We start from the raw sequence: 12644 nt of genomic DNA, 5'->3' as shown, positions 1-12644 counted from the left end.
GGTCGACCGCGACCGTGTGGGAAGTCCTGCGGGCAGTCCCGCCTGCCCGTTCGGGCACCGCCCCGACGCCCCCGCCGGCTGTCACCCTACTGCGGGCGGGCCGACAGCACCCGCACGTCCAGCCCGCCGGAGCAACGCCGGACGACCGCCGCCACGCTCTGCTCGTGGCTGGTCCGCACCGGGTCGACGGTGAAGTACGCCTTGCGGCCCCGGCCGTGGCGCACCACGTAGCTCTCGGCCGTGCCACCGGCCCACGGGTCCCCGAACGTCTTGAGCACGTTGTAGATCGGGGTGTCCATGTCGCTCTCGTCGGTGTAGAACATCACCAGGTCCTTGAACTGCACGTAGTGCGCGTACGCCCCGTCGTCGGTCAGGGTCGCGATGATCCCGGTGTTGTGCGCGTTGAGGGCCGAGTCGATCGTCACCGTGATGAAGACGTACTGCGGGAAGACGTGGATGGTCACCCGGTCGTCCCGGTACATGCGGGGCATCCGGTTCATCGCCCTCCCGATCATGGTGGCGAGTTCGTCCACGTCCACCCCCCACGGGCCGACGAGGGCCTGGGTCTGCGCCCAGGAGTAGTGGCCGGCCAGGTTGGAGTTGGCCTCCGGGTTCAGCGTGAAGGCCACCCCGATCTTGAACTCGCCGTGCTGCCACTCCGGCGCGTCCTCCCCCTCCACCAGCGGCTCCGCGAACCGGACCGACTTCTCCGGGGCGGGGGGTGCCACCAGGTCGTCGTCGGACGCGATGTGGCCGAACGCCCGGTCGTAGCCGGAGTAGTCGTAGCTCTCCTCCTCGCTCTCCCGGTCGCTCTCCTCCTCCTTGCCCCGGCCCTGGTGCCGGAGCGCCTCCTCGGCGAGGGCCTGGCAGGACGCCACGAAGGCGGGCATCACCTCAGGGACGGACAGCGCCATGACCGCGGCCTGCTGCACCTCCTCCCGCCAGAGCGCGAACAGCTGCTCGTCGTCGCGTAGCAGCTCGGCCAGCGTGGCGAAGTCGTCGTCGTCCCGGAGTTCGACGGGCACGTCCGGGTACCGTCGGGCAGTCTCCGCCAGCGCGGTGCCCATCGCCCAGTCGTCCCACGGCCGGGGCAGCTGGCGCTCGAACGTGTCCAGCGTCGCCCGCACGTCGTCGCCGTGCCGGTAGGTGACCAGCAGGTACTCCAGGCTGCGGATCAGGTCGTGGCGGTCCGGGTGCATCTGCTCGATCCACCTGCCGAACATCCGGGTGCCGTAGTCGCCGTCGAGGACGGTGGCGAACTCGACAAGCTGGAAGTAGTCCGGGCTCTGCGTGGCATCGTCCCAGTAGTTCTCTTGCCAGGTCATGACCGCTCTTTTCGGATCGGCGACAGTCGACCCGGCCACCCTGTCCCGACCCCGGCCGCCGCGGTACGCGGGCACCGGCCGTCTTAGGGGCAGTCCCCCCTGCCCCCGGGGGCAAGCCCACCCGGGGCCGGCGCGGTGGCCGGTCGTCGTCGGGGTCGAGCGCGACGACTGTACGCCCGGCCGTGGGCAGCACCGCCCCGAGCCCGTGACCGAGTGTCCACCCCGGATGACGGGGAACGTGGTGACAGGCCAACATTCGTCCATGCGATTCGCTGTCCCGCACCACCTGCCCGGCCGGCTCCTCCGCGCACCGTGGTGGGAACGGTCCGTCGCCGTGCTCGCGGCTGCGCTGGCTGTTTCTGCTCACCGCGACGACGGGTCTGCTCGTGGCAACCGTCTCCTGGCTGGCGATCCCGTCGGTGGACACGCCGGGCGGGTACGGCTTCGTCGCGGCGGACGAGGTCGCGGGCGGGGCCCGGCTCGGCGACATCGTGCGTGACCGGCTCTACGGCAGGGAGGTGAACGTCGCCTGGGGCTTCTACCTCGCGGTGTTCCTCATGATGGCGCTGGTGCTGCTCCTGCTCCAGGACGTCGTCCGGCGGGCCGACCGCCACGCTGCCGCCGTAACCGGATAGGGCGACCGCCCTGCGCTGGCGTTCGCCGTGCGGACGGTTCGGCCTTCCCACCGGCATCGACGACCGGGGAACGGTCGGGCTGGAGAAGCGGTCACGAAACCGGGAAGATTGACTGCAAGCGATCAGTAGCGCACGTGGTGACCCCGCGACCGGCAGGTCGACGCGCTCTTGACTCCGGGCTCCGGGAGGTACGGTGACCAGCTTGTCATTCGGGCCACGGTTGCGGGAGCTGCGCCGGGCGGCCGGGCTGACGATGGAGGAGCTGGCCGAGGCGTCCGGGGTGAGCGGGCGGGCCATCAGCGACATGGAGCGTGGGCGCAGCCGCGCACCCCAGGCCCGGACACTGGCCGCGCTGGCCGACGCGCTGAGCCTCGGTGCCGCCGACCGAGCCGCCCTGGTCGAGCTGGCACGTTCGGGGCGCTCGGAGAGCAAGGCCGGACGTCCCCGGGTCGGTGAGCTGCCGCGCGAGGTCAGCGACTTCGTCGGTCGGGAGCCGGAGCTGGAGTTGCTCCGCCGGCACGCCGCAACCGCGTCCGACCGCCCGACACCGGTGGTGGTGGTGCACGGCCAGGCCGGGCTGGGCAAGACCGCGTTCGCGGTCCGCGCAGCCGGTCGACTGGGGGACAGGTTCCCCGACGGCACGATCTTCGTGGACCTCCGGGGCACCGACGCGACACCGATGGCGGTCGGCGAGGCGTTGCGACGGCTGTTGCGGGCGCTGACGGTCGACCCGCGCGACATCGCCGACGACGAGGTGGAGCGGGCCAGCCAGTTGCGCGCGATCCTGCGGACGCGGTGCTGCCTGCTCGTGCTCGACAACGCGGCGCACGAGGCCCAGGTGCGTCCGCTGTTACCGGGCGCGGGGGCGGGCATGGTGCTGGTGACCAGCCGCCGCGCTCTGGGCGGTCTGGAGGGGGTGCTGCGGATCGGGCTGACGCCGTTGGCGACCGCGGAGGCAGCCGACCTGCTACGGGCGATCGTGCGGGACGCCTCGGACAGGGCCGCCGACGAGGAGGTCGCGTCGGTTGCCCGGTTGTGCGGCAACCTGCCGCTGGCGTTGCGGATCGCGGGGACCCGGCTGGCCAGCCGGCCGGGGTGGACCATGGGGCATCTGGCGGAGCGGCTGTCGGACACGGATCGGCGACTGGCCAACCTGGCGGCGGGCGACCTGGGCGTGGGACCCGCGTTCATGCTGTCGTACGCCCACCTGTCGGTGTCCGCGAAGGCGACGTTCCGGCGGTTGGCGCACGTACCGGGAGTGGACTTCGCCGCCCCGCTGGCCGCGGTGCTGATCGGAACCGGGGCGGCACCCACCCGGGCCGACGTCTTCGCCGCCGAGGACCACCTGGACGAGCTGGTCGAGCTGGGCCTGTTGCAGTCCGCGGGGGAGGTGCGATACCGCTTCCACGACCTGATCCGGCTGTTCGCCGGCGAGCGGTTGCGAGCCGAGGAGCCGCCGGAGGGCCGGGCGGCGACCCACCGTCGGATGGTCGACTGGTTGTTGGAGACCGCGATCGTCGCCGGCAGGTGGTTCGAACCAGGGTTCGGCGCGCCACCGGAGGACTGGCACGGACTTGTCGCCCTCGACACCGCGGAGCAGGCGCAGGTCTGGTTGCAGGTCGAGCGGGACAACTGGCTGGAGGCCCTGCGGAGGGCGGCTACGGCGGGGGCGCACCAGCGGGTGGTCGACGTGGCCGAGGCGATGGTCTGGTATTCGGACCGGACGATCGACTGGGGGCACTGGTCCGAGGTGTACGACCTGTCCCGGACCGCCGCCGCCCGGCTGCCCGACCGTCGGCGGCAGATCACCCACCTCAACTACGCCGCCTGGGCGACCAGCACCTGCGAGAAGCGCCACGAGGAGAGCGCGGCGCTGGCGATGGACGCCTACCGGCTCGCCGGGGAACTCGGCGACCTGGCGGAACAGTCCAACGCGCTCTGGTACGCGGGCGAGGCGTGGTCCTTTGCCGGGAACCCGGTGGACGCCCTGTGGGCCTACTGCCGCGCGCAGGAACTGGCTGACGCCGTCGACAGCCACGACAGGTACGTCCAGATCGGTATCGGGCTCGGACGCGCGCTCAACGAGCTCGGCAGGTTCGACGAGGCGCTCAACGAGTTCCGGGAGGTGCTGCGGGAGATCGACAGCCGTCCGGTCGGGCCGGCGCCAGCGCTGGTGGCCCGGATGTCGGCCCGGATCCACATGGCCAGGACCCTGGCCGACGCGCGCCGTTGGGAGGCGGCACTGGACGAGGCGTCCCGCGCCCTGCCGCTGGCCGTCGAGTTCGGCGGGCTCAGCCCGATCGGGCAGGCGCACCTGACGTTGGGTCGGGCGCATGCCGCTCTCGGTGCCACCGACGAGGCCCGGGACCATCTGACCCGGGCGGTCACGCTGCTGGAGGAGGGGAAGGCCATCCGCGCAGCGATCGCCCTGGCGCGGACGGAACTGGCGGCACTCGACCGCTGAGCTGCCCGGACGTGGACCAGGTTCTGCGTAATGTTCTGCATGGTTCCCGCCCGTCGCCGCTGGTTGCATAGGCGTACCGGCTGATCCCCCGGGACACGGGAGACCTCCACCGGATGCCGGCGATGCCGCCCGGCAGGTATGCGAACGCACCGCAACCCGCGCCTACCGAAGGGAAACACCATGCCCGTCTCCGTCAGCCGCCGGTCCCTGTTGATCGGTGCCACGATCGTGGCCGCCACCGCGGCGACCACCGTCCCCGCCGCCTCCGCCGCGACGTCCCACCCGAAACCCACTGTCGTCCTCGTGCACGGCGCGTTCGCCGACGCGTCCGGGTGGGCCGAGGTGACCCGCAAGCTGCAGCGTGACGGCTATCCGGTGCTCGCTCCGGCCAACCCGCTGCGCGGGGTGGAAGCCGATTCCGCCTACCTGTCCAGCGTCCTGCAGACGGTTCCCGGCCCGATCGTGCTGGTCGGCCACTCCTACGGCGGCTTCGTGATCACCAACGCCGCGACCGGCAACCCGAACGTCAAGGCCCTCGTCTACGTCGCCGCGTTCGCCCCGGACCAGGGTGACACGGTGTTCACGCTGCAGACCAGATTCCCGGGCAGCAAGCTGGGCCAGGACGCGCTGGACATCCGGCCGTACCCGCTGCCCGACGGGAGCACGAGCTACGACGGGTACGTCAAGGCGGCCGTGTTCCGGGACGTCTTCGCCGGGGACCTGCCGGCCACCACCACCGCGACCATGGCTGCCAGCCAGCGACCGAGCGACGTGCACACCCTGGAGCAGCCCGCCGGGCCGGCGGCGTGGAAGACCATCCCGTCCTGGTTCCTGATCGCCCGCAACGACAACCTCATCCCCGCCGACGCCCAGCGGTTCATGGCCGACCGCGCCGGCGGCAACCGGGTCGAGGTCAACGCCTCCCACGTCGCGATGATCTCCAAGCCCGGCGTGTGCGCGGACCTCATCATGGCCGCCGCCCGCGCCACCACCCGCTGACTTGAGCGACGGGCCGGCGACACCCTCTCGCCCCACTAACCGATCGCCCACTCCGCACCGGCGGGCCGCCCGCGGAACGCCACCGGTCCCGACAGGAGCAGATACCATGAGCTACATCACCGCTACGGACGGCGCGCAGATCTTCTTCAAGGACTGGGGCGCGGGTCGCCCGGTTGTCCTCTCCCACGGTTGGCCGCTGAACTCCGACAGCTGGGAGGCCCAGATGCTCACCCTGGCCGGCCAGGGATACCGGGTCATCGCCCACGACCGGCGTGGCCACGGCCGCTCCACCCAGACCTGGCACGGCAACGAGATGAACACGTACGCCGACGACCTCGCCACCCTGATCGACACCCTCGACCTGCGTGCGGCCACCCTGGTCGGGTTCTCCACCGGCGGCGGTGAGGTCGCCCGCTACCTCGGCCGGCACGGCAGCGCCCGCGTCGCACAGGCCGTCCTGGTCTCAGCCGTCCCCCCGTTCATGCTGCGCACCGCCGACAACCCCGACGGCGTACCGGTCGACGTGTTCGACGCGATCCGCGCCGGGTCGCTCGCCGACCGTTCGCAGCTCTACCGGGATCTCGCCGACGGTCCCTTCTTCGGCCACAACCGGCCCGGGGCGGACGTCTCCCAGGGCATCCGGGACGCCTTCTGGCTGCAGAGCATGCAGGCCGGCCACCGCAACGCCTACGAGTGCATCGCCGCGTTCTCCGCCACGGACTTCCGCCCCGACCTCGACGCCTTCGACATCCCGACCCTGGTCATCCACGGCGACGACGACCAGATCGTGCCGTTCGAGGTCGGTGGCAGAGCCTCGGCCGCCCGGATCAGGGACGCCGAACTCACGGTCTACCCGGGTGCTCCGCACGGCATCACCGACACCCACCCCGAGCAGCTCGGTGCCGACCTGCTCGCCTTCCTCGACCGGCACGTCGACTGACCGCGTCAGCCGACGGAAAGGAAACCGCCATGAACAGCAAGCCGGACACCATCGTCCTGGTCCACGGTTTCTGGGTGACCCCGCGTTCCTGGGAACACTGGAAGGCCCGCTACGAGAGCCAGGGCTACCGGGTCCTCACGCCCGCCTACCCCGGCTTCGAGGTCGAGGTCGAGGCGCTCAACGCCGATCCGTCGCCTGTCGAACGGGTGACCGTGCCGCAGATCATCGCGCACCTCGAAGACCTCATCACGCAGCTGGCCACCCCGCCGATCCTGATCGGTCACTCCGCTGGCGGCGCGTTCACCCAGGTCCTGCTCGACCACGGGTACGGGGCGGCGGGCGTGGCGATCAACTCCGCCCCCACCGAGGGCGTCACGATCGTCCCGTTGTCGCAGATCCGGTCGACGTTCCCCGTGCTGAACAATCCGGCCAACCGGCACCGGGCGATCGGGCTCACCCACGACCAGTGGCACTACGCCTTCACCAACACCTTCGACGAGGCGGAATCCCGGGCGCTGTACGAGCGGTACCACGTGCCGGCGTCGGGGGCGATCCTGTGGGGCAGCGTGCTGGCGAACTTCCAGCCCGGTCACCAGGACGTCTGGGTCGACTACCACAACGACAGGCGGGGCCCGCTGCTCTTCATCTCCGGCGAGAAGGACCACCTGATGCCGCCGTCGATCCAGCGGTCCAACGCCAGGCACTACAAGTCCGACACCCTCACCGAGGTCGTCGAGTTCCCCGACCGGGCCCACCTGCTCCCCGCCCAGCAGGGCTGGGAGGAGGTCGCCGACTACGCGCTGAACTGGGCGGTCCAGCACGCCACCCCCACCGGGGTCCGCTGAGCGTCCGCCGGTGGGGCAGCCCGTCCGCCGGGCCACCGGCGCACGATCACGCCGTCGACCGGCCGCAACGATGAACACCCGTGTGACGCCGCATCCCGACCGGGGTGCGGCGTCGCCCCGGCACCCGGAGGGGCCCTCATGACCGACGTACGCATCACCCACATCGGCGGGCCGACCACCCTGATCGAGGTCGAGGGGTGGCGGCTGCTCACCGATCCGACCTTCGACCCGGCCGGCGGCAGGTACGACTTCGGCTGGGGCACCAGCTCCCGGAAGCTGACCGGCCCCGCGATCCCCCCGGGCGACCTTCCCCCGATCGACGCGGTGCTGCTCACCCACGACCACCACGGGGACAACCTCGACGACGCCGGCCGGAGGTTGCTCCCGACGGCCGGCACCGTGATCACCACCAGCAGCGCAGCGGGACGCCTCGACTGTCCCGCCCGTGGTCTCGCCGTCTGGGCGACCACCCGACTCGAAGCTCCGGACCGGCCGACCATCGAGGTCACCGCCACGCCGGCCCGACACGGTCCGCCGTTGAGCCGTCCCGTCGTCGGCGACGTGACCGGATTCGCGCTGCGCTGGGCCGGCCAGGAGCACGGCGTCCTCTGGGTCACCGGCGACACCGTGCTGCACCGCGGCGTACGCCACGTCGCCGACCGCCTCAGCGTCGGCACCATCCTGCTGCACCTGGGCGGCGTCCGGTTCCCGGCCACCGGTCCCCTTCGTTACACGATGACCGCCCGGCAGGGCGCCGACCTGTGCCGCCTGGTCGGAGCGCACACCGTCATCCCGGTGCACTACGAGGGCTGGGGACACTTCCAGGACAGCCGCGACGCCATCGAACGCGCCTTCAGCAGGGCCCCCGACGACGTCCGGCACAGCATCCGTTGGCTGTCCATCGGCGCGCCGACCACCATCACCGTGTGAACACCTCCGACGGCGAGGTGATCGTCGGTCATGTGCGCGGTGCGTGCCCCGCGCTGGCGTTCGCCGTGGGCCCGTCCGGTCAGAACGTGGGGCGGCGGATCCGCCAGAAGACCAGGGCCAGCAACAGCACGGCCAGCCCGACGAACGTGACGGTCTCGATGGCCTGGAAGGTCCAGTAGCGTTCGATGGGTTGGTAGACAGCCCAGCGTCGGACGCCGTGGTCGTGGAGGTAGATGGCGGGGTCACCGCCCCCCTCCCGCGCCCTCCCCTCCATGATCACGGCTTCGAGACCGGTGATGTGGCGGCCGTCGGCGTCGACGAACCCCTGGTCGAGGATCATGTCCCGGGCGTTGGTCGTGCCGTCGGTGAGGTCGCCCGCTCCCGGTACGAATGCCTGGACGCTGGTGACCGGCGTGCGGAAGTGCGGGCGGATCCAGCCGGCGATGGTGACGCGTACGGCCAGGAACGCCACGAATGCCACGGCGGCGGCCGGCAGGCTGCGGCGCAGCACCGGTCCGGCGGCGACGCCCAGCGCGAACGCGAACAGGGTGTGCGCCATGGGCACGACCCCGGTCAGGTCGAAGCCGGTGATGTCGAACCCGCCCAGCAGGTCGAGGGGCTGCCGGTACCAGGCGACCACCGCGGACAGTCCGGCGGCGAGAAGGACGCTGACGGTGCCGAGCACCAGGATCTTGACGGTCAGCCAGCGCCGGCGGGGCACCGCCTGGGTCCAGGCCAGCTGCCAGGTGCCCGCCTCCAGTTCCCGGGCGAGCAGCGGCGCGCCGAGGAAACCGCCGATCGCGTACGGGACGAAGTTGAGCAGGATCAGCACGGTGGTGCTGTAGCCGTGGTCCTGTTGGAGCCGGGCCAGTGCGGACCGGCAGCCCTCGTCCAGCGGTGGTGCCAGGCAGTGGGCCGGACCCATCGGGAACAGGGCGTGCATCGGCCGGCCGAGGACGATCAGCGCCACGGCGACGACGCCGACGAAGACCGTCAGTGCCAGGACCTCGGTACGGTGCTGACGCCACATCATCCAGGTCATGCGGCCCGCTCCCGGTCTTCGGCGTCGAGGTCGGCGGGTCGGCGCAGGTAGGCCAGCACGAGCTCGTCCAGCCCGACGGGGTTCGCCTGCCAGCCGGGGATGACCGGCGTCGCCGCCTGGCGTACCAGCATGGTGGTGTGCCGGTCGCTGTGCCTGACCTCGATCACCGACGGGTCGCGGTGGTCCGTCCCGACCCGCGGACCGACGAGCAGCCGGTGTTCGGCCAGCAGCGATTCGATGTCACCGGCGAGCACGACCCGGCCGTGGTTGATCACCACGAGGTGGTCGCAGACCCGTTCCAGTTCGTGGAGGGCGTGGGAGGAGAACAGCACGGTCAGTTGGCTGTCGGCGACCGCGCCCATCAGGGTCCGCTGGAACTCCTGCCGGGCCAGCGGATCCAGGCTGGACAGTGGCTCGTCCAGGACCAGCAGGTCGGGTCGCTTGGCCAGCGCCAGCGTGAGCGCCACCTGGGACTGCTGCCCGCCGGAGAGCGCGCCGGCGCGGGCGTGCAGCGGGATGCCCAGCCGGGTCAGGCGTCGCGCGGCCAGCCCGTGGTCGAAGCGCACGTTGCAGGAGCGACCGAAGCGCAGCAGGTCCGCCACGGTGAACTGGCGGTAGAGCGGGTGGTCCTGCGCGAGGAAGCCGATGCGGGTCAGGGCCCGCACGCTGTTGGTGGCGGGCGACTCGCCGAGCACCTCGACCGAGCCGGTGGTGGGCGTGAGCAGTCCGACCGCCAGGCGCAGCAGCGTGGTCTTGCCGGCGCCGTTCGGTCCGACCAGGGCGCTGACGCGGCCGGGGGGCAGCTCCAGGGTGCAGTCGCGCAGGGCCCAGCCTTTGCGGTACCGCTTGCCGAGGTTCTGCGTACGCAGCGCGGGTTGGGTCGTCATGCTGACTCCGCATTCGTCCTGGTCCCGTGGTGGACGCTGGCGAACAGGGCGGCGATCGCCTGGTCGTCCAGCCCTGCGGCGTACGCCCTCCGTAGCCAGGTCTGCAGGCCGCCCCGCAGGGAGGTGTAGGTGGCCGGGGGCACCGCAGCCGGCAGCGTGTCGGTGACGAACGTGCCGTGTCCCGGCCGGCCGGTGACGAGGTTCTCCTGCTCCAGTTGGCGGTATGCCTTCGCCACCGTGTTCGGATTGATGGCCAGCGACTCGACGACCTCCCGGATCAGTGGCAGGCGGTCACCGGGGCGGAGGAAGCCCAGCAGGACCGCCTGCTGCACCTGCTGGACCAGCTGCAGGTACGGCGGTACGCCGGAGCCGGTGTCGAGCCGGAAGTGGAACATCACACCCTCCTGTTTTACTAGGAGAATAGTAAAGCGACAAAGCTCGCCCGCCGTCAAGCCGCGCCTTCGTGTCCACGAGCCACCTTGCTGATGACAAAGTCATCCGAAATCGTTGACGGTGTCATCTCGATTGCCTAGGCTGACTGCGATGACGCTGTCATCTTGCAGCACCGGGGGCCCTCGGCCTGCCGGAATCGACATCCGCCCCCAGGCCAGGGGCGTCACGCGATCACCGAGGAGCATCAATGAAAATCTTTCTTACTGGTGGATCGGGCTTCGCCGGGGGAGCGATCCTCCGGCGGCTGGTCGACGACGGGCACACGGTGCACGCGCTCGCCCGGTCCACGGTCGCCGCCGACGCGATCACCTCGGCCGGCGGGCTCCCGGTCAGCGGCGACCTGTCGGACCTGGTCACGTCCGGCAGTGGGCCCGGATGGCCACCGATCCTCGGCGAGGTCGACGCCGTCGTGCACTCGGCGGCCTTCATGGCCTTCTGGGGACCCGACCAGGCTTTCGTCGACCGCAACCTGCTGCCGACCCGGGCCCTCTACCAGGCCGCCGTGGACGCACAGGTCAAGCGATTCGTCCTGGTGTCCGCAGCCAGTGTCTCCACCGGCACCAACCACGACCACACCGTCGACGAGAACTCCGACACGGGCACGGCGAACATCGCCTACAGCCGGGTGAAGCTCCGCACCGAGCAGGAACTGCTCGTCCTGCCGCACGGGAACACCTCGCTGGTCGTCGTCCGGCCGCCGTTCCTGTGGGGCCGCGGCATGACCCACACCCTGCAGGGATTCGTCGACTCCGTCGAAGCCGGCCGGTTCTCCTGGATCGACGGCGGGCGGCACATGGTCGACTTCTGCCACGTCGACAACCTCGCCCACATCATCACGCTGGCACTCGACCACGGGGATCACGGTCTGGTCTGCTACGTCACCGACGGCAGCCCCCGCCCCGCCCGTGACTTCTTCACCCCTCTGCTGGCCACCCGTGGCATCGACGTCAGCGCGGCCAACAGCGTTCCCCGGGCGGTCGCCTCGCCGCTGGCCACGCTCATGCAGACCGCCGCGAAAGCGCGTCGCCGCACCACCGCACCACCGCTCACCCCGTGGATCGTCTCGTTCATGGGCCGCGACCGCGTCTACGACATCACCCGGGCACGACGTCGGCTGGGCTACCAGCCGGTGATCACCGTGGAAGACGGACTCCGGCAGATGGCGCACTCCCCCACCCTGGGCCGCTGAACCTCGCGCCTACACCGCCCACCAGCGAAGGAGATCCCCATGAGTCAGTTCACCGTGGTCGACCAGACGTCGAAGGTGCGCCGAGTCACGTTCGCCAGTCCGCCGTTCAACCTGATCGGCGCGGACACCGTGGCAGAACTGCTCGACCTCGTCGACCGTCTGAGCGGTGAGGAACAGGTCAGCGTCGTCATCTTCGACAGTGCGACGCCGGGGTTCTTCCTCAACCACGTCGACAGCGACCAGATCCCGGCCCTCGCGGCCATGGCCGGCAGCGGGCCCCTGCCCGGGTTCGTCGAACTCGGCGTGCGCCTGGCCGCCGCGCCGTTCGTCAGCATCGCGTCGATCCGGGGACGCACCCGTGGCGGCGGCGCGGAGTACACCGCCGCCTTCGACCTGCGCTACGCCAGCCGGGAACAGGCGATCTTCTGCCAGCCCGAGGTCGGCTTCGGTCTGCTCCCCGGTGCCGGCGGCACCGAACGACTGACCCACCTCCTCGGCCGCGACCGGGCCCTGGAGGTGCTCCTGACCGGTCAGGACTACGACGCGGACCGCGCCGCACAGTACGGCTGGGTCACCCGGGCGATTCCCGACGCCGACCTCGACGACGTCGTCGACGCAGTGGCCCGGCGTATCGCCAGCTTCGACAAGCGCGCCGTCACGGCGGTCAAAACCCAGGTGAACCGCGCCACCCTACCGCCGGAGGAGCACCTGCTGGCGTCGTTCGCCGAGTCCGCCCGATCCACCACGGGACCTGGTGTCGAGGCTCGCGGGCGGGCCGTCGGCGCACTCGTCGCCCGGATCGGGATCGACGACCTCGAACGGAACCTGGGCCAGCACCTCGCGTCGCTCGCCGAACAGCCGTAGCAACCTCAGGAGCCGGTAGCCGCGACCCCTCGCCCACGGTCGGCAAAGGCGTCCTGACCCGGCCATAGGAT

The 12644-nt window shown here is 71.1% G+C and carries 12 protein-coding genes; 8 read left to right on the top strand and 4 right to left on the bottom strand.

Annotation, left to right across the window (positions count from 1 at the left end; all coding sequences use genetic code 11):
• Positions 1 to 86 precede the first annotated feature (86 nt).
• Positions 87 to 1325 (bottom strand): hypothetical protein, encoded by a 1239-nt coding sequence (locus tag ACN268_RS25160; RefSeq protein ID WP_421485310.1) that lies wholly within the window; start codon positions 1323 to 1325, stop codon positions 87 to 89.
• A 386-nt stretch (positions 1326 to 1711) separates the two neighbouring features.
• On the opposite strand from ACN268_RS25160, the gene ACN268_RS25155 reads away from it, so the two are divergent.
• From ACN268_RS25155 to ACN268_RS25130, 6 genes are all read left to right on the top strand, one after another.
• Complete coding sequence (locus ACN268_RS25155) at positions 1712 to 1960, top strand: hypothetical protein (RefSeq protein ID WP_421485308.1); 249 nt, start codon at positions 1712 to 1714, stop codon at positions 1958 to 1960.
• A gap of 193 nt (positions 1961 to 2153) precedes the next feature.
• Positions 2154 to 4424, top strand: coding sequence for an ATP-binding protein (locus ACN268_RS25150; protein WP_421485307.1), 2271 nt, complete (start codon positions 2154 to 2156; stop codon positions 4422 to 4424).
• Between the two features lie 180 nt (positions 4425 to 4604).
• Positions 4605 to 5423, top strand: coding sequence for an alpha/beta fold hydrolase (locus ACN268_RS25145; protein ID WP_421485306.1), 819 nt, complete (start codon positions 4605 to 4607; stop codon positions 5421 to 5423).
• Positions 5424 to 5529: 106 nt separating this feature from the next.
• Complete coding sequence (locus ACN268_RS25140) at positions 5530 to 6363, top strand: alpha/beta fold hydrolase (RefSeq protein ID WP_421485304.1); 834 nt, start codon at positions 5530 to 5532, stop codon at positions 6361 to 6363.
• Positions 6364 to 6392: 29 nt separating this feature from the next.
• A complete protein-coding gene (locus ACN268_RS25135; RefSeq protein ID WP_421485303.1) occupies positions 6393 to 7208 on the top strand; it encodes an alpha/beta hydrolase in 816 nt (271 codons plus the stop codon).
• Between the two features lie 138 nt (positions 7209 to 7346).
• Positions 7347 to 8138 (top strand): MBL fold metallo-hydrolase, encoded by a 792-nt coding sequence (locus ACN268_RS25130; RefSeq protein WP_421485302.1) that lies wholly within the window; start codon positions 7347 to 7349, stop codon positions 8136 to 8138.
• A gap of 79 nt (positions 8139 to 8217) precedes the next feature.
• Here ACN268_RS25130 and ACN268_RS25125 read toward each other — a convergent pair whose 3' ends face one another.
• The 3 genes from ACN268_RS25125 to ACN268_RS25115 are packed head-to-tail and all read right to left on the bottom strand — an operon-like array spanning position 8218 to position 10462.
• Positions 8218 to 9180 (bottom strand): transporter, encoded by a 963-nt coding sequence (locus tag ACN268_RS25125; protein WP_421485300.1) that lies wholly within the window; start codon positions 9178 to 9180, stop codon positions 8218 to 8220.
• Positions 9177 to 10067, bottom strand: a complete 891-nt coding sequence (locus ACN268_RS25120; RefSeq protein WP_421485298.1) for an ABC transporter ATP-binding protein — start codon at positions 10065 to 10067, stop codon at positions 9177 to 9179. Before ACN268_RS25120 ends, ACN268_RS25125 begins: the two co-directional genes overlap by 4 nt.
• Complete coding sequence (locus ACN268_RS25115) at positions 10064 to 10462, bottom strand: GntR family transcriptional regulator (RefSeq protein ID WP_421485297.1); 399 nt, start codon at positions 10460 to 10462, stop codon at positions 10064 to 10066. Before ACN268_RS25115 ends, ACN268_RS25120 begins: the two co-directional genes overlap by 4 nt.
• A gap of 245 nt (positions 10463 to 10707) precedes the next feature.
• Between ACN268_RS25115 and ACN268_RS25110 the strand changes: the two genes are divergently transcribed.
• Complete coding sequence (locus tag ACN268_RS25110) at positions 10708 to 11709, top strand: NAD-dependent epimerase/dehydratase family protein (protein WP_421485295.1); 1002 nt, start codon at positions 10708 to 10710, stop codon at positions 11707 to 11709.
• A 39-nt stretch (positions 11710 to 11748) separates the two neighbouring features.
• On the top strand, positions 11749 to 12573 hold the full coding sequence (locus ACN268_RS25105) for an enoyl-CoA hydratase/isomerase family protein (protein WP_421485293.1): 825 nt from the start codon (positions 11749 to 11751) through the stop codon (positions 12571 to 12573).
• Positions 12574 to 12644: the final 71 nt, after the last annotated feature.

Origin of the sequence: Micromonospora sp. WMMD735 (assembly GCF_049178995.1) — a bacterium.
Classification (GTDB): domain Bacteria; phylum Actinomycetota; class Actinomycetes; order Mycobacteriales; family Micromonosporaceae; genus Micromonospora; species Micromonospora wenchangensis.
Note: the sequence above shows the minus strand (reverse complement) of the source record. Positions and strands in the feature narration are given on the sequence as shown.

Bases quoted from the DNA above. Each gene is read 5' to 3' on its own strand.
- ACN268_RS25160 (WP_421485310.1), bottom strand. From the start codon at position 1,325: ATGACCTGGCAAGAGAACTACTGGGACGATGCCACGCAGAGCCCGGAC.
- ACN268_RS25135 (WP_421485303.1), top strand. From the start codon at position 6,393: ATGAACAGCAAGCCGGACACCATCGTCCTGGTCCACGGTTTCTGGGTG.
- ACN268_RS25105 (WP_421485293.1), top strand. From the start codon at position 11,749: ATGAGTCAGTTCACCGTGGTCGACCAGACGTCGAAGGTGCGCCGAGTC.
- ACN268_RS25125 (WP_421485300.1), bottom strand. From the start codon at position 9,180: ATGACCTGGATGATGTGGCGTCAGCACCGTACCGAGGTCCTGGCACTG.
- ACN268_RS25120 (WP_421485298.1), bottom strand. From the start codon at position 10,067: ATGACGACCCAACCCGCGCTGCGTACGCAGAACCTCGGCAAGCGGTAC.
- ACN268_RS25115 (WP_421485297.1), bottom strand. From the start codon at position 10,462: ATGTTCCACTTCCGGCTCGACACCGGCTCCGGCGTACCGCCGTACCTG.
- ACN268_RS25110 (WP_421485295.1), top strand. From the start codon at position 10,708: ATGAAAATCTTTCTTACTGGTGGATCGGGCTTCGCCGGGGGAGCGATC.
- ACN268_RS25140 (WP_421485304.1), top strand. From the start codon at position 5,530: ATGAGCTACATCACCGCTACGGACGGCGCGCAGATCTTCTTCAAGGAC.
- ACN268_RS25145 (WP_421485306.1), top strand. From the start codon at position 4,605: ATGCCCGTCTCCGTCAGCCGCCGGTCCCTGTTGATCGGTGCCACGATC.
- ACN268_RS25130 (WP_421485302.1), top strand. From the start codon at position 7,347: ATGACCGACGTACGCATCACCCACATCGGCGGGCCGACCACCCTGATC.